13 protein-coding genes and 2 pseudogenes are annotated in these 20,421 nt (G+C 73.2%); 8 read left to right on the top strand and 7 right to left on the bottom strand.

The genetic code is table 11. The annotated features are described in order from the left end of the window. Positions 1–874: 874 nt before the first annotated feature. Together O7595_RS05090 and O7595_RS05085 are read right to left on the bottom strand one after the other, a co-directional pair. On the bottom strand, positions 875–1,729 hold the full coding sequence (locus O7595_RS05090) for a TetR family transcriptional regulator (protein ID WP_269727525.1): 855 nt from the start codon (positions 1,727–1,729) through the stop codon (positions 875–877). 271 nt (positions 1,730–2,000) lie between these two features. Beyond that, positions 2,001–3,783, bottom strand: a pseudogene (locus O7595_RS05085) (3-hydroxyacyl-CoA dehydrogenase family protein). A gap of 698 nt (positions 3,784–4,481) precedes the next feature. On the opposite strand from O7595_RS05085, the gene O7595_RS05080 reads away from it, so the two are divergent. Next, positions 4,482–5,057: a HEAT repeat domain-containing protein gene (locus O7595_RS05080; RefSeq protein ID WP_269727524.1), complete on the top strand. Its 576-nt coding sequence runs from the start codon at positions 4,482–4,484 to the stop codon at positions 5,055–5,057. Here O7595_RS05080 and O7595_RS33815 read toward each other — a convergent pair. The 3 genes and pseudogenes from O7595_RS33815 to O7595_RS05070 all read right to left on the bottom strand — a co-directional run. Further along, positions 5,042–5,149 (bottom strand): annotated as a pseudogene (locus tag O7595_RS33815) (GNAT family N-acetyltransferase); the annotation flags it as partial. The gene O7595_RS05080 and the pseudogene O7595_RS33815 overlap by 16 nt on opposite strands. A gap of 118 nt (positions 5,150–5,267) precedes the next feature. Next, positions 5,268–6,857, bottom strand: coding sequence for an alpha/beta hydrolase (locus O7595_RS05075; protein ID WP_269727523.1), 1,590 nt, complete (start codon positions 6,855–6,857; stop codon positions 5,268–5,270). Between the two features lie 188 nt (positions 6,858–7,045). Then, a complete protein-coding gene (locus O7595_RS05070) occupies positions 7,046–8,107 on the bottom strand; it encodes an Rv2578c family radical SAM protein (RefSeq protein ID WP_269727522.1) in 1,062 nt (353 codons plus the stop codon). Between the two features lie 135 nt (positions 8,108–8,242). Between O7595_RS05070 and O7595_RS05065 the strand changes: the two genes are divergently transcribed. Together O7595_RS05065 and O7595_RS05060 are read left to right on the top strand one after the other, a co-directional pair. After that, the gene (locus O7595_RS05065) at positions 8,243–8,686 is read left to right on the top strand and encodes an SRPBCC family protein (RefSeq protein ID WP_269727521.1); all 444 of its coding nucleotides are present in this window, start codon (positions 8,243–8,245) and stop codon (positions 8,684–8,686) included. Positions 8,687–9,116: 430 nt separating this feature from the next. Further along, the gene (locus O7595_RS05060) at positions 9,117–11,546 is read left to right on the top strand and encodes an MFS transporter (protein WP_269727520.1); all 2,430 of its coding nucleotides are present in this window, start codon (positions 9,117–9,119) and stop codon (positions 11,544–11,546) included. Between the two features lie 111 nt (positions 11,547–11,657). On the opposite strand, the gene map is transcribed toward O7595_RS05060, so the two are convergent. Continuing rightward, complete coding sequence (gene map, locus O7595_RS05055) at positions 11,658–12,425, bottom strand: type I methionyl aminopeptidase (RefSeq protein WP_269727519.1); 768 nt, start codon at positions 12,423–12,425, stop codon at positions 11,658–11,660. Positions 12,426–13,010: 585 nt separating this feature from the next. On the opposite strand from map, the gene O7595_RS05050 reads away from it, so the two are divergent. The 5 genes from O7595_RS05050 (at position 13,011) to O7595_RS05030 (ending at position 19,112) form a co-directional block, all read left to right on the top strand. Continuing rightward, on the top strand, positions 13,011–13,733 hold the full coding sequence (locus tag O7595_RS05050) for a hypothetical protein (protein ID WP_269727518.1): 723 nt from the start codon (positions 13,011–13,013) through the stop codon (positions 13,731–13,733). Between the two features lie 159 nt (positions 13,734–13,892). Continuing rightward, a complete protein-coding gene (locus O7595_RS05045) occupies positions 13,893–14,726 on the top strand; it encodes a M55 family metallopeptidase (RefSeq protein WP_269727517.1) in 834 nt (277 codons plus the stop codon). Between the two features lie 76 nt (positions 14,727–14,802). Continuing rightward, the gene (locus tag O7595_RS05040; protein WP_269727516.1) at positions 14,803–16,134 is read left to right on the top strand and encodes a M20/M25/M40 family metallo-hydrolase; all 1,332 of its coding nucleotides are present in this window, start codon (positions 14,803–14,805) and stop codon (positions 16,132–16,134) included. 16 nt (positions 16,135–16,150) lie between these two features. Next, the gene (locus O7595_RS05035; protein WP_269727515.1) at positions 16,151–18,151 is read left to right on the top strand and encodes an LpqB family beta-propeller domain-containing protein; all 2,001 of its coding nucleotides are present in this window, start codon (positions 16,151–16,153) and stop codon (positions 18,149–18,151) included. Positions 18,152–18,155: 4 nt separating this feature from the next. Further along, on the top strand, positions 18,156–19,112 hold the full coding sequence (locus O7595_RS05030) for a S66 peptidase family protein (protein WP_269727514.1): 957 nt from the start codon (positions 18,156–18,158) through the stop codon (positions 19,110–19,112). A 133-nt stretch (positions 19,113–19,245) separates the two neighbouring features. On the opposite strand, the gene O7595_RS05025 is transcribed toward O7595_RS05030, so the two are convergent. After that, positions 19,246–20,358 (bottom strand): adenosine deaminase, encoded by a 1,113-nt coding sequence (locus O7595_RS05025; protein ID WP_269727513.1) that lies wholly within the window; start codon positions 20,356–20,358, stop codon positions 19,246–19,248. Positions 20,359–20,421 lie beyond the last annotated feature (63 nt).

Raw genomic sequence — 20,421 nt, 5'->3', positions numbered from 1 at the left:
GGCGTCCGGGCGCGCGAGCCGGGTGGCTTGCGGGGACAGCCGGCGTACGAGAGTTCTCTGCACGCCGGCCGCCCGGACAACTTCAACGTATGGCACGCCGTGCCAGCCCGCAAGACACTGCGTGCCAACAATTTCACTCACATGCAATCTCCGCGTCACGCATGAGCGATGATCGATCGAATTTAAGGTCTGACCTGCGCAAACGACCCGCTGGGAGGGGCTGGGCCTGCGCGGAGTGCCCACCCGTGTCCGTTCGGTGATCGCGTTGTGGTCTATGTCATGGACGCACCCCTGGCCTCGGTGCCGTCCTCGCGCTCCCGGCCGGACCCGCATCGGTCACCGCCGGGGTCTGCCCGGCGATGGACGGCCACCCGGCTTCGCGTGTCCGTCGGTGCGCTCCGCGGCCGGGCGGCCGGGCAGCGCACCGGCGGTGATACGAGCCCGGGGACGGCCTCGGGCCCGTCGGGCAGCGGAACTCGTGCCGCTCGCAGCCGTGTTCGTGGGGAGGGAGGGGCCGGCGGTCCCGCCCCGCGTGCCACGCCGCCCCCGTGCCACGGCCGGGCGGGCCTCCGGCCGGTTCGCACCGGCGAGCCCCCGCGCGGCCGGCGCCGTGTCCCGGTTCCCGCGCGGCCTGAGCGTGCCGGGCCGTGCCCGGCCTGTGATCAGATTGCCGGAGCCGGGTCCGCCGCCCTCGGCCTGTGGTCAGGTGCGGAGCCGGGTTCGCCGCCCCCGTCCGGAGGGCGGGGTTCGAGCCAAGGCGAGGGGGCTGACGTCCCTGAGCCGGCGGAACCCCACGCTCCGGAGCGCAACGGCTCCGCCGGGCGGCCCGTCCGCTCGGTCGACGTCGTCCGGCGGGCCGCCCGGCATGACGCCGTCAGCGGCGGCGCAGCGCTTCCTCGATCGTGCGCATCACCTCGGGCAGCGGGGCGTCCGTGCGGGCCACCGCGACCAGGACCTCGTCGCCCGTCCGCACCTGCGCGGCGGCGGGGGCGGGGGCGCGTTCCGCCCCGGCGCGGCCCGCGCCGATACCGGAGCCGAACGTCTCGCGGACGATGGCGAAGGCGTGGTCGAGCTGAGCCTCCACGTCGCCCTGGCCGCCCGCCCGCAGCCAGCGCCTCAGCACATGGTTGTGCGCGGTGACCACCGCGGACGCCGCGACTTCGGCCAGCAGCGGATCGTCGTTGCCGGCGTGGTGGTCGCGCTCGTCGAAGTGGCCCAGCAGATAGCGGGTGAAAAGCCGCTCGTAGCGGGCCACCGAGGCGATCTCCCGCTCCCGCAGCGTCGGTACCTCGCGGGTCAGTCGGTACCGCTCGACGGACACCGCCGGGGACGCCGCGTACATCCTCATGACTTCCTTGATGCCCCGGCACACCGTGTCGAGCGGGTGCTCATGGGCCGGAGCGGCGTTCAGCACGGCCTCGGCCCGCACGAGCGTGTCGTCGTGGTCGGGGAAGATCGCCTCTTCCTTGGAGCGGAAGTGCCGGAAGAAGGTGCGCCGGGCGACCCCGGCCGCCGCGGCGATCTCGTCGACGGTCGTCGCCTCGTACCCCTTGGTCGCGAACAATTCCATCGCGGCCGCCGCCAGCTCCCGGCGCATCTTGAGCCGCTGGGCGGCGGCGCGGCTGCCTGCGGCGCTCTCGGGGGCGTCGGACGTCGCGGGCGCGGCGGAGTTCCGGGAGGTGCGTCGGTGGGCGTCAGCGGGCTGGGACATGCCCTGAACGTACTGCATCTGCGCAGGGGGCTGCGCCTCCAGGGGCGGGCCGCCCGCTCCGTCCAGCAGCCCGCCCCAGGCCGGGCGGCCGACGCCGGGGTCCGCGGAGTCGCGGGCCGATGGCTGCCGCCCGGCTGCGTCGTCGCGCGCAGCGCCTTCCCGATCGCCCTTCGGGTACGGGAGGGGACGCCGGCGCTCTCCTCCTCCGCCTTGCCGGACTGGGCCGTCGACCCGCTCCTCGACCCACGCTCCCCGCCGTCGGCCGCCCGCTCGGTTCGCGCGGCCGGAATCAGCGCCGGGCATATTCGCGGAAGCCGCGGCCCGTCTTGCGGCCGAGGCAGCCCGCGGCCACGAGGTGCTCGAGCAGCGGCGCCGGGGCCAGACCCGGGTCGCGGAACTCCCGGTGCAGCACCTTCTCGATGGCGAGGGAGACGTCGAGACCGACCACGTCGAGCAGTTCGAAGGGCCCCATCGGGTATCCGCCGCCGAGCTTCATCGCCGCGTCGATGTCGTCGAGGGTCGCGTAGTGCTCCTCCACCATCTTGATCGCGTTGTTCAGGTACGGGAACAGCAGGGCGTTCACGATGAAGCCGGCGCGGTCACCGCAGTCGACGGGGTGCTTCTTGATCCTCGCCGTCACCCCGCGGACCGTGGCGTGGACGTCGTCCGAGGTCAGGACCGTGCGGACCACCTCGACGAGCTTCATCGCCGGGGCCGGGTTGAAGAAGTGCATCCCGATGACGTCCTGGGGACGCGAGGTGGCGCGGGCGCAGGCGACGACGGGCAGTGAGGACGTCGTGGTGGCGAGGACCGCGCCCGGCTTGCAGATCTTGTCGAGCGTCGCGAACAGCTGCTGCTTGACCTCGAGGTCCTCCGCGACGGCCTCCAGGGCCAGATCGACCTCCGCGAAGGCGTCCAGCGACCCGGCCGGAGTGATCCGCGCCAGCGTCTCGTCCCGGGCCTCGGCGGTCAGCCGGCCCTTGTCGACGGAGCGCGAAAGCGACTTGGCGATACGGGACTTGGCGGTCTCCGCCTTCTCCTGGCTGCGAGCGGCGAGGACCACGTCGTAACCGGCCTTCGCGAACACCTCCGCGATCCCGCCGGCCATCGTGCCGGAACCGGCCACGCCGACCGAACGCACGGGGCGGCCGCCGGCGGACTGGGCGGTCTCCAGCGGCGTCAGGGCGTCGCGGACGACCGTGCCGCTGTCCGGGGCCTCGTAGGTGTAGAAGCCGCGGCCCGACTTGCGGCCGGTCAGCCCCGCCTCGCTGAGCTGCTTCAGGATCGGCGCGGGAGCGTGCAGCCGGTCGTGGGACTCGGCGTACATGGCCTCGAGGACGGTGCGGGCCGTGTCGATGCCGATCAGGTCGAGCAGCGCCAGCGGGCCCATCGGCAGCCCGCAGCCGAGCTTCATCGCGGCGTCGATGTCCTCACGGGAGGCGTACTTCGCCTCGTACATGGCGGCGGCCCTGGTTGAGGTACCCGAAGAGCAGCCCGTCCGCGACGAATCCGGGGCGGTCGCCGACGGCGACCGGCTCCTTGCCGAGGTCGCGGGCGAGCGCGGTGACGGCCTCCACCGCCTGCGGCGCGGTCAGCACCGAGGAGACGACCTCGACCAGGCGCATCGCGGGGGCCGGGTTGAAGAAGTGCATGCCGAGAACCCGCTCGGGGTGCGCCGAGTCGGCGGCGAGCCGGGTCACGGACAGCGCGTTGGTGCCGGTGGCGAGGATCGTCCCGGGGCGGACGACGGCGTCGAGTTCCCGGAAGACCTGCTGCTTCAGCTCGTACGACTCGGGAACGACCTCGATCACGAGGTCGGCCTCGGCCGCCGCCTGGAGGTCGGAGAAGGTGCGGAAACGGGCCAGGACGTTCCGCCGCTCCCCCTCGGTGATGCGCTCGCGCTGCACGGCGCGCGCGGTGGAAGCTTCGAGGGCGGTGACGGCGTGGCGCGCGGCGGTCTCGCTGACGTCGATGCCGATGACCTCACGCCCGGCGCGGGCGAGCACCTCGGCGATACCGGTGCCCATGGTGCCGAGACCGACGACGGCGATGGTGGAGAGAGGGGTGTCCATCACGGGACTCCAGGAGTGAGTGACGACTGAGGGAGGGCGTACGTGCCGCAGGGCGCCGAGGGCGGTCCGCGTCCGCGGACCGGAGGGGGCGCGCGGCACGCGCAGAGTGCGTGTCGCGATGAGGATGGCGACGGACCCTGTCCCGGAGTCACGCCGTACTGAACTGCCGAACCGACTGGCTCTCCCCGGCCGTGGGGCCTGGGAGTCACCCCCGAGCGGCTGCGTCACCAGGCCGCCGAGAGCAGAGCGGGTGTTGCCCGCTCACATGAGATTAACTCGCGGGTAACGAGCGCGCCAGCCCTGCGTGGATGTGATCTGCGCCGCCACGGAGTGAACCGCGCCGGTCGGAACGACAGGGCTCGTCCGCGGGGTGGCCGGAGCCGGGCCGGTCCGCGGTTCCGGCGCGCGCCGGGCGTGCGGCGTGCGCTGTGCCGATCTCTGCGGGGGCGGGGGCACGGCGTGCTCGGGGTGCCGGGTGGCCGTGGGGCACGGCGCCCGGGCCGCGGCGCGTGCAGGGAGCGGGCCCACGGCCGGGGCGTCCGGCGCCGGGCGTCGGCGGGGCCGCGTCGCGCGGGTGAGCGGGCCCACGGCCGGGCCGTCACTCCCCCGGCGGGCCCGGAGATCGCGCGTCCGCGTCCGCCCGGGGGCGATCCGCGAAGAGCCCCACCGGCCGCGGGCGCGCGCCCTAGGCTGCTCGCATGGACGCGGATCTCGAGGATCTGACCCGCCGCACCCGCCGCGAGCTGACCGGGCCGGCGGACGACGAACTGCACAGGCGACTGACCGCGATCGCGGACCCCGACGCCCTGGCCACCGTGCTGACCCAGACCCGACTGCCGCTGTGGGCGCGGGAGATAGCCGCTTTCCGGCTCGGCTGCGCCGGTGACCGCCGTTCCTTCGAACCGCTCGTGCTGCTGCTCAACCACCGCGATCCGGAGCGCTGCCTCTCCGCCTCCCACGCCCTGAGCAGGCTCGGCGACCCCCGTACCGCGGCGGCCGCCGCCGCCCTCGCGACCAACGAAGTGCGCGTCGCCTACGCCCTCGTCCCCGTACGGCTCCTCACCACCCTGCGCGCCCCCGAGTCCGCCCCGGCGCTCATCACCACCCTCGGCCGGAGACTCGTCCCCGGCGACCCGCACTGGCGCGTCGCCCTGGCCTGCGTGGAAGGGCTCGGCGCACTCGCCGACGAGCGCGCCCGTCCGGTCCTGGAGTCCGCGCTGGCCCACCCCCGCCTGTCCGCCGCCGCCTCCGCGGCGCTCAGCCGCCTGCGGTGACGCGCCTCGGGCACGGCGACGCCGTCCACTTCGAACGGCTCCTCCGCCCCATCGGCCCGGGGGCGCTCCCGTGGCCGGAGGCGCGAGGCGCGTGTTCACGGGCTCGTCCTGGCGCACGCCACCGACCGCGCGCCGCCCGCCGGCGGTGCTGGGTCGCCGGGCCCGGCACCGCCGGCGGGAGAACCGGGCGGCGCCACATCGACCGGTACGTCAGTTGCGGTGACCGAGGAGCCGGTGCAGCGCGGCACCCGCCCTGTCCGCATCCGGCACGCCCGTGCGCACCCCCGGCTTCAGCGGCTGCGGCTCCCGCCCCGTCGCGCAGAACGCGTCCGCCTCGCCGGTGGCCGCGGCCGGAGGGAGCTTCCCGGTGGCCAGATAGTCCGTCACATGGCGGTCCATGCAGGCGTTCCCGCTCAGCGAGGTGGCGTGGTTGCCGCCGCCCTGCTCGACGACGAGCCGGGAACCCCGCAGCGCGCGGTGGACGGTGACGGCCCCCTCGTACGGGGTCGCCGCGTCGTCCGTGGCCTGGAGGATCAGCACCGGCGGCACCTTGTCGTTGGTGACGTCCGTCCGGTCGAGCGGCGCGACGGGCCAGAACAGACACGGGGCGTTGTACCAGGCGTTGTTCCAGGTGGAGAACGGGGCCTTGGCGTGGGCCGCCCGGTTGTCCAGGCGCCACGTGCCCCAGTCACGGGGCCAGGCGGCGTCCCTGCACTGCACCGCCGCGTAGACGGAGTAGGCGTTCTCACCCTCCCGGTCGACCGCGGCGAAGGTCCGGTACACCTCCAGCAGCGGCCCGGTGTCCCGGCCGCGGGCGAATGCCGCGAAGGCGTCCGCGAGGTACGGCCAGAAGCCGTTGTAGTAGCCGCCCGGCAGGAAGGTGTCCTCGAGCTCGGCCGGACCGATCTCGCCCCCCACGGGCGCCTCGGCGAGGGAGGCGCGCATCGCGTACCACGCGGCCTCCACCCGCGCCGGGTCGCTGCCGAGCCGGTACGTCGTGTGGTGTTTCGCCACCCAGGCGGTGAACGCCTTGTGGCGCGCGTCGAATCCCAGGTTCTGGGCCAGGTTGGCGCGGTACCAGACCCTGTCCGGGGCGACCACGGAGTCGAGCACGGCGCGTCGCACTCGCCCGGGGAAGTGCTTGGCGTACACGGCTCCGAGGTAGGTGCCGTAGGAGTACCCGAGATAGTTGATCCTGGCGGCCCCCAGGGCCTGCCGGACGAGGTCCAGGTCCTTCGCCATGCTGACCGTGCTCATGTGGGGCAGCAGCTCGGCGTGCCGGGTCGCACAGCCCAGGGCGAAGGAGCGGGCCCTGGAGAGGTTGACCAGCTCGGTCTTCCGGTCCAGCGGCAGCGAGTCGGGGCGTACCGGCGCGAAGTGCCCGGGACGGCAGTCGAGCGCCGGACGTGACCTGCCCACACCGCGGGGGTCGAAGCCGATCACGTCGTACTGCGCCGCCAGCCCGGCGGGCAGCGAGGCGGCGACGAACCCGGCGGTCTTCAGGCCGGAGGCGCCCGGGCCGCCCGGGTTGACCAGCAGCGGTCCCTGGAAGGTCTTCGCCGTGTGCCGGATCCGCGACAGCGCGAGCGTGATCTTCGTGCCCTGCGGGTCGTCGTGGTCCAGCGGCACCTGGAGCGAGGCGCATTCGAGCCTCGGGTGCTCCTCGGTCGCGCAGCCGGCCCATTCCAGCGCCGCGGCGTGCGGGGCCACGGGGCCCGCGGTCGCGGCGGACGGCGCACCGGTCACCAGTCCGGCCACCGTCGCCCCCATGGCGACCAGCACTCCTGCCCGTCTGTTCACATGTCCTCCCGGGATGGCGGGGCGCGCCCGGACGGCAGAGCCCCGGGACAGATTTCCCCGATATCAACCGGCGAGGCATGTTTCTTTGGGAAAAGACCCGTTTGGTGAGTGTCTGTTCGGCTTCAGGCGGTCCGGACGGTCGTCGGGCCCGGCACGCCGCGGCCGGCGTCCCTCGTCCCGGCCGGCGGTCAGAGCAGGGTGAGCTGGGTGGCCGCGGGCTCGGCGAGGGAGGGCTCCGCCGGGGTCGGAACGCGCCTCCGCGCGCCCCGCCGCTCCGGACCGATGCCGAATTCCGTGGCCAGCTCGTGCACATGACGGGTGATCCGCCGCTGGTACCACCTGGGGGCGTAGGCGCCCTCCGCGTAGAGCCGTTCGTATCGGCGCACCAGGTGCGGGTGTTCCCGCGCCAGCCAGGCCGTGAACCACTCACGCGCGCCGGGCCGCAGATGCAGCACCAGCGGGGTCACGGACGTCGCCCCGGCCGAGGCGACCGCCCGCACGGTCGCGCGCAGCTGGTCCGGGTGGTCCCCGAGGAAGGGAATCACCGGCGCCATCAGCACCGCGCAACCGATGCCGTGGTCCGCGAGCGCCCGGACCACGTTGAGCCGCCGCTCCGGTGCCGGCGTGCCCGGTTCCACGGACCGCCACAGCTCGCGGTCGGTGAAGCCGACCGACACGGAGATGCCGACATCGGTCACGTCCGCCGCCTGGCGCAGCAGATCCAGGTCGCGCAGGATCAGCGTGCCCTTGGTGAGGATCGAGAAGGGGTTGGCGTGGTCGCGCAGGGCGCCGATGATGCCGGGCATCAGCCGGTAGCGCCCCTCCGCTCGCTGGTAGCAGTCGACATTGGTGCCCATGGCGACGTGCGCGCCCTGCCAGCGCCGGGAGGCCAGCTGACGGCGCAGCACCTCCGGGGCGTTGATCTTGACGACGATCTGGCTGTCGAATCCGTGCCCGGTGTCGAGGTCCAGATAGCTGTGGGTCTTGCGGGCGAAGCAGTACACGCAGGCGTGTGTGCAGCCGCGGTAGGGGTTCACCGTCCATTCGAACGGCATCCGGGAGGCTCCGGGCACCCGGTTAAGGACGGAGCGGGCCCGCACCTCGTGGAAGGTCATCCCCCGGAACTCCGGTGTGTCGAAGGTCCGGGTGGTCACGGCGTCCGTACCGAAGAGCGCGGGGCTCCCGGCCAGGGGCGAACCGTCGGGGTCCGTGGCGTTCCGGCCGTTCTCGGCGAGATTGTCCCAGCGCATGGGCGCCTCCTCGGTAGCACTGACCACAGAATAGAACATGTGTTCCCTTGATCGCCGCAACCCCGAATTTGGGCGGCCGGGGCGGAGGTGGTTGGCTGGGTGGCACTGCAGGGAACGAGTGTTGGAGGAGAAGCGATGGCGCAGGTCGAGGCCACGACGGAACGGATCGTCGCGGGGGGCGCGGAGGCCGTGTTCGACGCGCTGGCCGACTACAAGGACACCCGCGCGAAGCTCCTGCCCGGGCACTTCAGCGAGTACCAGGTGCGCGAGGGCGGCGACGGCGAGGGCACCCTCGTCCACTGGAAGCTCCAGGCCACCAGCAAGCGCGTCCGTGACTGCCTCCTCGAGGTGACCGAACCGACCGACGGTCAGCTCGTCGAGAAGGACCGCAACTCCTCGATGGTCACCACCTGGACCGTGACGCCCGCCGGCGAGGGCCGCTCGCGGGTCGTGGTCACCACCGTCTGGAACGGCGCTGGTGGCATCGGCGGGTTCTTCGAGCGCACCTTCGCGCCCAGGGGCCTGGCCCGGATCCACGACGAGGTGCTCGCGAACCTCGCCGCCGAAGTCGAGAAGTGAGCATCTCGAGCACCGCTCGACCGGGCGCCGGCCCTCTTGAGCGCCGGCCCTCCTGAGGGCTGATCCTTTCGGGCGGTGATTCTTCGGGGCGAAGGGGCGGTGCCGCGCTCGCGACGCCGTCCCTCCCCCCGAGGGAGTCACAAGGATCCCAAGGGAGCGGATCCGGAGGGTCCTTCATCCGGTCCGGAGGTGAACTCCCCTCCGCCGCGCCCCCGTTCGGGTCACCGTTTCGAGTGGTTTTCCCCGTGGTTCCGTGGGCCCCCCGGCACACCGGGTGCACAGAAAAGCGCCTGATGAGCCGCTGTTGTGCGCCCCCGGGGTCCCCGTCCGCCCGCACTGCGCCCCTCCTCGACGCAAGCGTCCGGCTTGATCCGTCTTGGCATGCAATGCGAAGAATGGCGCCGCGCAGCCGCGACGAGGGGAGCAGTACGTGGGCGGGATCACTCTGGTGAAGGACGGGCAGACCGCCGTGGCGACCGGTCGTCACGGACCCCCCGCACCCCCCGCCGCCGGAGGCGGCGACGCGGCCGCACTCAGCCCCCGGCGGGTCCGGCTCGTGTTCTTCGGTCTGCTGCTCGCGCTGCTGCTCGCGGCCCTGGAGCAGATGATCGTCGCCACGGCGCTGCCGAGGATCGTGGGCGAACTCCACGGTCTGGACCGCATGTCCTGGGCGATCACCGCCTATCTGCTCACGGCCACCATCGGACTGCCGGTCTACGGAAAACTCGGTGACCTCTACGGCCGCAAGGGCGTCTTCCAGTTCGCCATCGTCGTGTTCGTCGCCGGCTCCGCCCTCGCGGGCTGGTCCCGGACGATGGACGAGCTCATCGCCTTCCGGGCCGTCCAGGGCATCGGCGCCGGCGGACTGATCATCGGCGTCCAGGCGATCATCGCCGACATCGTCCCGGCCAGGGAACGCGGCCGGTTCATGGGCCTCATCGGCGCTGCCTTCGGGCTCGCCTCGGTCGCCGGGCCGCTGCTCGGCGGCTTCTTCACCGATCACGTGTCATGGCGCTGGTGCTTCTACTTCAACGTTCCGTTCGGCCTCGTCACCCTCGCCGTGGTGGCCGTCGTGCTGAAGCTCCCCAAGCCGCCGGCGAGGGGCCGTTTCGATGTCCTCGGCGCTTTGCTCCTGGCCGCGGCTTCCACCTGCCTCGTCCTGCTGACCAGTTGGGGAGGCACCGAGTACGCCTGGAACTCGCGCGTCATCCTCGCCCTTGCCGCGGGCGCCGCCGGAACGACCCTGCTGTTCCTCGCCGTCGAGCACCACGCGCCCGAACCCGTGATCCCCCTGCGGCTGTTCCGCGACTCGGTCTTCAACGTCACCGGTCTCGTGGGAGCCGTGGTCGGCGTCGCCCTCTTCGGCGCGGCCGGCTATCTGCCCACGTTCCTGCAGATGGTCGACGGTGCCAGCGCCACCGAGTCCGGGCTGCTGATGCTGCCCATGATGGGCGGCATCGTCGTCGCCTCGATCGTGTCGGGCCACCTCATCAGCCGCACCGGTCACTACAAGTCCCATCCGGTGGCCGGTACCGCCCTGGCGGCCGTCGGCATGTGGCTGCTGTCGGGTCTGGAGACCGACACCTCCCGGTTCGCGTACTCGGTGTGGCAGGCGGTCCTCGGCATCGGTGTGGGCCTGGTGCTGCCGGTGCTGGTCCTGGCGGTGCAGAACTCCGTACCGCCCGCCGACCTCGGCACCGCGACCAGCGCCAACAACTACTTCCGCCAGATCGGCGGCAGCGTCGGCGCGGCCGTCTTCGGCACCCTCTTCGCCGACCGGCTCGCCGACGCCCTGGCCGGACGCATCCCCACGACCCCCGAGGGCGTGCCCGAGGCAGAGGCCATCACCCCGCAGCTCGTGCACGCGATGCCGCCCGCCCTGCGGGACGGCTACATCCAGGCGTACGCCGACGCGATGCCGCGGATCTTCCTCTACCTCGTGCCGGTGCTCGTCCTCGGCCTGATCCTCGCCTTCTTCCTCAAGGAGAAACCGTTGGTGACCCACAACACCCCCACGGCCGCCGAACCCACGTCCGTGCCCCACGCCCGCACGGCGCCCTCCGCCCCGGCGCCCGCGCCGGCGGCCCCCAACGCGGGAGTACCCGTCTGCGGCACGGTCCGGCACCACGACGGCAGCACGGTGCCCCGGGCCGCGCTCACCCTCATCGACGTCCGGGGGCAGCAGATCGGACGCGGGGCGAGCGGCGAGGACGGACGGTACGCTCTCAGCGTCCCCGGATCCGGCTCGTACGTCCTCATCGCCGCGGCCGGTGGGCACCAGCCGCAGGCCGTGTCCGTCACCGTCGGCGAGCGGCCGGTCGACCTGGACGTCGTTCTCGGGGGCGCCGGCCGGCTCGCCGGGAGCGTGGTCACCGCCGACGGAACCCCCGTGCGCGACGCCGCGGTGACGCTGACCGATGTGCGCGGCGAGGTCGTGGCGTCCACCCGCAGCGGCCGGGAGGGCGGCTATGTGATCGGCGAACTGGTGGCGGGGGAGTACACCCTCGCGGCGAGCGCACCGGCCTTCCGCCCGGCCGCACTTCCCGTGAGCGTGCAGGCGTCGCGGGAGACCCGCCAGGACATCGAACTCGCCGGCGGCGCGGTCCTGCGCGGCACGGTGCGCGCGGGCGGCGGGCGGCCCGTGGAGGACGCGCGGGTGACCCTGCTCGACGCGGCGGGGAACGTCGTCGACACTCTCACCACGGGCCCCGAGGGGAGCTTCCGCTTCGTCGATCTGTCGTCCGGCGAGTACACCGTCATCGCCGCCGGCTATCCCCCCGTGGCGACGGTGCTGCAGGTCGCGGCCGGGGGGCGCACGGAGCGCGAACTCCAGCTGGGGCACGAGGACCCGTACTCCTGACCGGAGGCCGCAGATCCACTGCGGCCGGAGCCGGTGGAGGGGAACGCCGTGGCGTTGTGGCGTTCTTCGCATGCCCGGAGCCGATCCTGAGGGTGCGCGAGGGGTCCGGGGTCAGGGCAGGGTGAGGATGCGGGGGCCGTCCTCGGTGATGGCGACGGTGTGTTCGACGTGGGCGGCTCTGCTGCCGTCGATCGTGCGCAGGGTCCATCCGTCGGGACCGGTGCGGTAGGCGTTGCGTCCTCCGGCCATGAGCATGGGTTCGATGGCGAGGGTGAGGCCGTGGCGCAGGGGGAATCCGCGGCCGGGTCGTCCGTGGTTGGGGACGTGGGGGTCTTCGTGCATCCGGCGGCCGATGCCGTGGCCGCCGAAGTCGGCCGGCATGCCGCAGCCGGCCCTGCGGGCGACCGTGCCGATGGCATGGGAGATGTCCCCGATCCGGTGGCCGACGGTGGCGGCGGCGATGCCGGCGTCCAGGGCCTGCCGGGTGGCGGCGATGAGTTCGAGGTCGGCGGGGCGAGGGGTGCCGACGATGAAGCTGATCGCGGCGTCACCGGTCCAGCCGTCGAGTTCGGCTCCGCAGTCGATGCTGACGAGGTCGCCGTCGCGCAGGCGGCGGTCGTCGGGGATGCCGTGCGAGACGGCGTCGTTGACGGACGCGCAGATCACGGCGGGGAACGGGGTCGGGGCGAAGGAGGGCTGGTAGCCCAGGAACGGGGACCGGGCACCGGCCTCGCCGAGAACGGCGCGGGCCGCTTCGTCGAGCTCGCGCGGGCGTACCCCCACGGCGGCCGCGTCGCGGGCGGCCGCAAGCGCGTGGGCCACGACGCGTCCGGCTTCTCTCATCGCCTCCAGTGCCGTGTCGGTCTTGATCTCCACCATGCGTGTGACTCCCTGCCGCGCGGTTGTCCAATACTTATACCGGTATTAGTATCACGGGCGTGGTGGGGTTCCTCCCGGTTCGCGTGAGCGGGGCTCGGAGAGCGCTTCGGGATCCTGCTCCGGCGTCCGGGGTGGCCGCGGCGTGGTCGACGTGCCGGCCGCCGCCGGGCCGTCCTCCGGAACACCGCGAGGCGGATGCTCCCGGCGCGGCCCGATGCGGACTCCGGGCGGACCCTCGAAGGGCTTCGCGAGCCCGACGACTCAGGTCCGCGGCCGGAAGCGGCGCATGCCAGGAGCCGTTCGGAGCCCGGAAGCGCTCGGAGCCCGGAAGCGCTCGGACGTCCGGAAGGGGGAGGGCCGGAAGCGGCGGGGGCCGGGATCGTTGGGTGGTCCGGGACCTGCGGAGGTCCGGGACCGTGCGGACGGGGTGGGGCCGGGCGGCGCAGCGGTGCGGACTGCGCCGCCCCGGCCCGTGGTGCGCGGGTACCCGGCCGATTCGCGCGATGACCGGCGGGTCGCGCTCGCAGGGGCCTACTGTTGAGTCACTTGTCGTGGATCCCGCGTCCGGGAAGGAGCCTGTCAGTCATGGACGGTGGCGTTCCGCCGGCCTTGCGGCGGCGGTCGGTGGCGGTCGGCCCGGCGGGCCTGGCCGTGGTCCTCGTCGACGGCGCCGGCCGTGTCTCGCACTGGTCCGAGGGTGCGCGGGCGCTGTTCGGTCACAACGAGGAGGCGGCCGTCGGCCGGCCCGCCGCGGACCTGCTGCCCGTCACCGGCGCCCTGTCGGCGGCCGGCGTCTCCGTGTCCTCGTCGTCCCCGGGGCCCTCGGCGTACGCGCCGGCCCGGTCGTGGGGCGGCGGCGGTCGCCGCACCGGACCGGGCGCCCCGTCCTGGACGCCCGCCTTCTGTCCGGCGGCTGGGCGCGCCCGGCTCGGCGCGGGCGGCGACCGGCCTCGGGAGGAGCGGATCGACGTGGTGTGGTGGGCGTACCCGCTCCCGGACCCGGGACCGGAGCGGCTGCTCGTCCTGGCGGCGGACTCCGGGCGGTTCGGCTCCGTCGACGGGCCCGGCGGGGAGCGGGTCGCGCCCGGGTTCGCCCTGCACGTCGAACTCCCCGGCTCCGGCGAACTGGTCCGCCGGCTCGCCGCGCTCCTGCCCGGCGCGGGCGTACGGGACCCCGGCGCAGTCGTCGGCCGGGTACGGGAACTGGGCTGCCCCGTCATCGAGTTCGAACACCCCGACCGGATGCCGGCGACGCCCGACCGCGGCGTGCCCAGGTGCCGGTCCTTCGTACCCGGCGGCGCCGGGTGAGTGCCTTCCCGGCGAAGGTCCGACGAGACGGCCCGAGTCGACCGTGCTGACGGTGAAGGAGCAGGTCGGAGGGCGGAACGAGTGAGGTCACGGGTCTGAACCGGCGGGAGTTGTCCACAGGGGTGGTCGGCCCGGCGGGCGCCGCGTACGGTTCCTGGCATGAAGATCCTGATCAGTGCCGACATGGAGGGTGCCACCGGTGTCACGTGGCCGGCCGACGTGCTGCCGGGCACGCCCCAGTGGGAGCGCTGCCGGTCCCTCTTCACCTCGGACGTGAACGCGGCGGTGCTCGGCTTCCTCGACGGCGGTGCCGATGAGGTGCTCATCAACGAAGCGCACTTGAGCATGCGGAACCTTCTGCTGGAGCACCTGGACGACCGTGCCGAGATGCTGACGGGGCGGCACAAGTCGCTGTCCATGGTGGAGGGCGTGCAGCACGGCGACGTGGACGGCATCGCCTTCGTCGGCTATCACACGGGCGCCGGAGCCGAGGGCGTCCTCGCGCACACCTACCTGGCGAACTCGATCACAGGCGTGTGGCTGAACGGCACCCGGGCGAGCGAGGGCCTGCTCAACGCGCACGTGGTCGCGGAGTACGGGGTCCCGGTGGTCCTCGTCACCGGCGACGACCTCACCTGTGAGGACGCCCTGGGATATGCGCCGGAGGCCCGCAAGGTCGCGGTCAAGGACCATGTCTCGCGGTACGCGGCGGTGTGCCGCACGCCGACGCGCACGGCCGCCGACATTCGCGCCGCCGCCAAGGAGGCCACGGCACTCGCCGTCCGCCACGAGCCGGTCCGGGGCGGACCGTTCACCGTGGAGCTGGAGTTCGACGCGGAGCACCTCGCCGCGGCCGCCACCGTCGTGCCGGGCACGGCCCGCGGCGGCGAGCGCCGCGCCGTTTACACCAGCGAGACCATGTATGAGGCCATTCGCACGTTCAAGGCCGTCACGACGATCGTCTCCGCCGCGGTGGAGGAGCAGTATGGCTGACGTGACCCGCCGCCCCACCCGGACCACCGAGCCCACCGCACCATCCGACACACGGCACAGGGACAGGTCCCACGACATGACAACGGCAGCACCCGTCGACGACACCGCCCTCGACGAGGTGGTGACCTTCACGTCCGAGCTCATCCGCATCGACACCACCAACCGCGGCGGGGGCGACTGCCGTGAGCGCCCCGCCGCGGAGTACATGGCGGAGCGGCTCGCAGCCGCCGGCCTCGAGCCCGTCATGCTGGAGCGCACTCCCGGCCGTACGAACGTGGTCGCCAGGATCGAGGGCACCGACCCCTCCTCGGACGCCCTCCTGGTCCACGGGCATCTCGACGTGGTCCCGGCCGAGCCCGCCGACTGGAGCGTCCCCCCGTTCTCCGGCGAGGTCCGCGACGGCGTCGTCTGGGGGCGCGGCGCGGTCGACATGAAGAACATGGACGCGATGGTCCTGTCCGTCGTGCGGGCCTGGCACCGCGCGGGCGTCCGGCCGCGCCGGGACATCGTCATCGCCTACACGGCCGACGAGGAGGCCAGCGCGGAGGACGGGGCGGGCTTCCTCGCCGACCGGCACGCCGAGCTTTTCGAGGGCTGCACGGAAGGCATCAGCGAATCCGGGGCCTTCACCTTCCACGCCGGCCCCGGAATGGCGCTGTACCCGGTCGGCGCCGGTGAGCGCGGCACCGCCTGGCTGAAGCTGACCGCCCACGGCAGGGCGGGCCACGGCTCCAAGGTCAACCGCTCCAACGCCGTCACTCGGCTGGCCGCGGCGATCGGCAGGATCGGTGCGTACGACTGGCCGGTCCGGCTCACCCCGACCGTGCGCGCGGCCCTCTCGGAGCTGGCGGCCCTGCAGGGCGTCGCCGCCGACCTCGACGCGCCGGATCTCGACGTGGACGCCCTGATGGCCAAGCTCGGCCGCGCCGCCGCGCTGGTCGAACCGGTCGTGCGCAACAGCAGCAACCCGACGATGCTGGACGCCGGTTACAAGGTCAATGTGATCCCCGGCCACGCAAGCGCCTTCGTCGACGGGCGGATGGTGCCCGGTGGCGAGGAGGAGTTCCGGGAGACCCTCGACCGGCTCACCGGACCCGACGTCGACTGGGAGTTCCACCACCGGGAGGTCGCCCTGCAGGCGCCCGTCGACTCCCCGACCTTCGCCAAGCTGCGTGCGGCGATCGAACGCTTCGCCCCCGAAGGGCACGTCGTCCCGTTCTGCATGTCCGGCGGCACCGACGCCAAGCAGTTCTCGCGCCTCGGCATCACCGGCTACGGCTTCTCACCGCTGAAGCTGCCCGAGGGCTACGACTACGCGGCGATGTTCCACGGAGTCGACGAGCGTGTCCCCGTCGAAGCCCTGCACTTCGGCGTCCGCGTCCTCGACCACTACCTGAAGTCCGCATAAGAAGGGGGGAGTTGGCATGGTACCCACGGGGGCCTACGGCACCTGGCCGTCACCGATCGACGCCGCGCTCGCGGCCTCGCGCGACGGCCGTCCCGAATTCGCCGGCGTCGTCGGGGAGGAGGTGTGGTGGACCGCGCCGCGCCCCACCGAGGGCGGGCGCCGGGCACTGATGCGCCGCAGAGCGGGCGGCCCCGAGGAGTCCGTCCTGCCCGCCCCGTGGAACGTGCGCAGCCGCGTCATCGAGTACGGCGGCCGGCCGTGGGCCGCCGCCGCCCGGCCCGGGGACGGCCCGCTCGTCGTCTTCGTCCACCACCCCGATCAGCGGCTGTACGTGTTCGAACCGGATGGCGGGGGTGAGCCGCGGCCGCTCACCCCGGTGTCCGGGACCGGGGGCGGACTGCGCTGGGTCGACCCGGTGGTACTGCCGGACCGGGGCGAGGTCTGGTGCGTGCTGGAGGAGTTCACCGGCGACGCCCCCACCGACGTGCGGCGCGTCGTCGCCGCCGTGCCGCTGGACGGCTCCGCGGCCGAGGACCGTGCCGTCGTACGGGAACTGACCGACGACCGGCACCGGTTCGTGACCGGCCCCCGGCTGTCCCCGGACGGGAGTCGGGTCGCGTGGATCGCCTGGGACCATCCGCGCATGCCGTGGGACGGCACCGAGGCCATGGTCGGCGAGGTCTCCGGTACGGGACCGTTCACCGCGGTGCGCTGCGTCGCCGGCGGCCCCGACGAGTCGGTCGCCCAGGTCGACTGGGCCCCGGACGGTTCGCTGCTCCTCGTCTCCGACCCCGGGAACTGGTGGGAGCCGCGCCGTATCCGGCCGGACGCCCTGGACGGTGCCGAGCCCACCGCGACCGGACTGTGCGAGGGCCGGAACGAGGAGTTCGGCGGCCCGCTGTGGAAGATCGGCCTGCAGTGGTTCCAGCCGCTCGACAGTGGACTGATCGCGGTCATCCACGGCAAGGGGGCCACCGCCCTCGGGATACTCGACCCGGAGACCGGCGAGTTGGTCGACGCGGCGGGGCCCTGGACGGAGTGGGCCCCGACGCTCGCGGCGCACGGCACCAGGGTCGTCGGTGTGGCGGCCAGCCCCCGCACCGGCTACGAGGTCGTGGAGCTCGACACCCGTACCGGCCGGACGCGAGTCATCGGCGCGGCGCACGTAGACGCCGTGGACCCCGCGTACTACCCCGAACCCCAGATCCGCACCTTCACCGGGCCGGACAGCCGCGAGATCCACGCACACATCTACCCGCCGCACAACCCGGACCGGGTCGCCCCCGACGACGAACTGCCCCCCTTCGTGGTCTGGGCGCACGGCGGACCGACCGGACACGCGCCGCTCGTCCTCGACCTGGAGATCGCCTACTTCACCTCACGCGGCATCGGCGTCGCCGAGGTCAACTACGGTGGCTCCACCGGATACGGCCGTGAGTACCGCAACCGACTGCGCGAGCAGTGGGGCGTCGTCGACGTGGAGGACTGCGCGGCGGTCGCCGAGGCCCTCGCCTCGGAGGGCACCGCCGACCCGGACCGGCTCGCCATCCGCGGCGGCAGCGCCGGAGGCTGGACCACCGCGGCATCGCTCACCGGCACGGATGTGTACGCCTGCGGCACGATCATCTATCCGATCCTGGATCTGATGGGCTGGGCCACCGACGGGACCCACGACTTCGAGTCGCGGTACCTGGACTCCCTGGTCGGTCCGCTCGCCGAAGTTCCTTGCCGCTACCGGGAGCGGTCGCCGATCGAGCACGTCGACCGGATCTCCGTGCCCTTCCTGCTGCTCCAGGGGCTGGACGACCCGATCTGCCCGCCCGTCCAGAGCGAGCGTTTCCTCGCCCGGATGGCGGGGCGCGGCATATCGCACGCGTACATCGCCTTCGAAGGAGAGAGCCATGGCTTCCGCCGCGCGGACACCATGATCCGTGCTCTGGAAGCCGAACTCTCGCTGTACGCCCAGACCTTCGGTATCCGGCGCACCGACGTCCCCCCGCTCGAACTGAAGAAGTGACGCCATGCACCAGCACTCCGGCACGGCGGGCCCGACCGCCCTCACCCGGCCCCCGCGCCTCACCGCCGGGGCCAGGGTCGCCGTCGTCGCCACGAGCGGTCCCGTCCCCGCCGACGCCCTCGAAACGGGCCTGGGCATCCTGCGCGGCTGGGGCCTGGACCCGGTCGTCATGCCCCATGTCCTCGACGAGAGCCGGGATCTCGGATATCTCGCGGGCAGGGACGAGGACCGTGCCCGGGACCTGGAGCAGGCATGGTGCGATCCGGCGGTCTCCGCCGTCGTCTGCGCTCGCGGCGGCTACGGCGCACAGCGCATGGTGGACCTGGTCGACTGGACCGCGATACGCGCGGCCGGACCGAAGGTCTTCGTCGGCTACAGCGACGTGACCGCCCTCCACGAGGCCTTCGCGGTCCGCACAGGGCTGTCCACCCTGCACGGCCCCATGCCGGCCACGGCGAACTTCCTCAAGGACACCACCACCCAGGAGTCGCTGCGCGCCACGCTGTTCGAGCCCGAGTCGGTGATGACCCTCGGACCGGGCACGGGCGGCGGTGCGCTTGTCCCGGGGCGCGCGGGCGGCGTCACCCTCGGCGGCTGCGTCAGTCTGCTCGCAGCCGACCTCGGCACCCCGCACGCACGGCCCTCGGCACGCGGCGGCCTGCTGCTGATCGAGGACGTGGGGGAGGAGGCGTACCGCCTGGACCGGGTCCTCACCCAGCTGCTGCGTTCCGGCTGGCTGGACGGAGTGGCGGGTGTCGCCCTCGGCTCCTGGGAGGACTGCGGGCCCTACGAGGAGGTCCGGGCGCTCCTCCTGGATCGACTGTCCGGACTGGGTGTACCGGTCGTCGAGGAACTGGGCTTCGGGCACGGCCCGGGCAATCTCACGGTGCCCCTCGGGCTGCCGGCGGTCCTCGACGCCGACGCGGGGACGCTGACGCTGGAGGTTCCGGCACTGGGCTGACACCGGGAGGACGGCGCGGACCGCGCCGTCCTCGGGGGAGCGGCCGGTCCGGTGTCTGCGCGGCCCCCGTGACGCACGAGCGGACACCTCCCGGACACCTCCCGGACCGGTGCGCACCGACGGCGCGTCAGGGTCAGCCGAGTGCCGAGTAACCCGGCCGGATCACCTCGTCGATGATGCGGCGGCGCTCAGGGAGAGGCAGGAAGGCGGACTCGACGGCCGCGACGGTGAAGTGCTCGAAGACCTCGGGACCGTAGCCGAACGCGTCGGCCATGTGCTGGAACTCGCGGCTCATGGTGGTGCCGGAGACCAGACGGTTGTCGGTGTTGAGCGTCACCCGGAAGCCCAGACGGCGCAGCAGGTCGATCGGATGCGTTGCGTAGTCCTTCGCGGCACCGGTCTGCAGATTCGACGTCGGGCAGACCTCCAGCGCGATGCGGTTGTCGCGGACGTAGGCGGCGAGGTGGCCGAGCGTCGCCGTGCCGTCGTCGTGGACCTGGATGTCGTCGGTGATCCGTACACCGTGGCCGATGCGCTCGGCACCGCAGACCTGGACCGCCTCGTGGATGGACTCCGCGCCGACGGCCTCGCCGGCGTGGATGGTGAAGTGGCAGTTGTGCCGCTTCAGGTGCTGGAACGCGGGCAGGTGGTTCGCCGGCGGGTTGCCGATCTCGCCGCCCGCTATGTCGAAGCCGGCGACACCGCGGTCCCGGTGGGCGACGGTCAGCTCGGCTATCTCCAGCGAGCGCCGGGTGTGCCGCATGCCGGTGAGCAGGGCACGGACGGTGATGCGCCCGCCCGCCCGCCGCTCGCCCTCACGGAGACCCTCGTTGACGGCGTCCACGACCTCGTCGAGGCTCAGGCCCCGCGCCTGGTGCTGCTCGGGGGCGTAGCGCACCTCGGCGTACACGACACCGTCCGCCGCCAGGTCCTCGGCGCATTCCGCAGCGACCCGGAAGAGGGCGTCGCGGGTCTGCATCACCGCGCAGGTGTGGGCGAAGGTCTCCAGGTAGCGCTCCAGCGAACCCGAGTCCGCGGCGTCGCGGAACCAGACGCCGAGTGCGTCGGGGTCGTCGGTGGGAAGATCGCCGTAGCCGCATCCCTCGGCCAGCTCGATGATCGTGGCGGGGCGGAGACCGCCGTCCAGATGGTCGTGGAGAACGGCCTTCGGCGCGCGGCGGATCCAGTCGGCGACGGGGCCGGGGGCGGCGGGGGACTCTGCGGCGGAGTTGTCAGACAAGTGCATGCAGCGGGAGTGTACGCCACGCCGCGACCGGGTGCGTCCGGCGTCCGCGCTCGTCGCCGCGAC

Origin of the sequence: Streptomyces sp. WMMC940, from assembly GCF_027460265.1 — a bacterium.
In the GTDB taxonomy this organism is placed as follows: Bacteria; Actinomycetota; Actinomycetes; order Streptomycetales; family Streptomycetaceae; genus Streptomyces.
This window is presented reverse-complemented; position numbering and strand designations above follow the sequence as displayed.

Coding starts and splice junctions, on each gene's coding strand:
- O7595_RS05090 (WP_269727525.1), bottom strand. CDS start 1,729: ATGCAGTACGTTCAGGGCATGTCCCAGCCCGCTGACGCCCACCGACGC.
- O7595_RS05080 (WP_269727524.1), top strand. CDS start 4,482: ATGGACGCGGATCTCGAGGATCTGACCCGCCGCACCCGCCGCGAGCTG.
- O7595_RS05070 (WP_269727522.1), bottom strand. CDS start 8,107: ATGCGCTGGGACAATCTCGCCGAGAACGGCCGGAACGCCACGGACCCC.
- O7595_RS05065 (WP_269727521.1), top strand. CDS start 8,243: ATGGCGCAGGTCGAGGCCACGACGGAACGGATCGTCGCGGGGGGCGCG.
- map (WP_269727519.1), bottom strand. CDS start 12,425: ATGGTGGAGATCAAGACCGACACGGCACTGGAGGCGATGAGAGAAGCC.
- O7595_RS05050 (WP_269727518.1), top strand. CDS start 13,011: ATGGACGGTGGCGTTCCGCCGGCCTTGCGGCGGCGGTCGGTGGCGGTC.
- O7595_RS05045 (WP_269727517.1), top strand. CDS start 13,893: ATGAAGATCCTGATCAGTGCCGACATGGAGGGTGCCACCGGTGTCACG.
- O7595_RS05040 (WP_269727516.1), top strand. CDS start 14,803: ATGACAACGGCAGCACCCGTCGACGACACCGCCCTCGACGAGGTGGTG.
- O7595_RS05035 (WP_269727515.1), top strand. CDS start 16,151: ATGGTACCCACGGGGGCCTACGGCACCTGGCCGTCACCGATCGACGCC.
- O7595_RS05030 (WP_269727514.1), top strand. CDS start 18,156: ATGCACCAGCACTCCGGCACGGCGGGCCCGACCGCCCTCACCCGGCCC.
- O7595_RS05025 (WP_269727513.1), bottom strand. CDS start 20,358: ATGCACTTGTCTGACAACTCCGCCGCAGAGTCCCCCGCCGCCCCCGGC.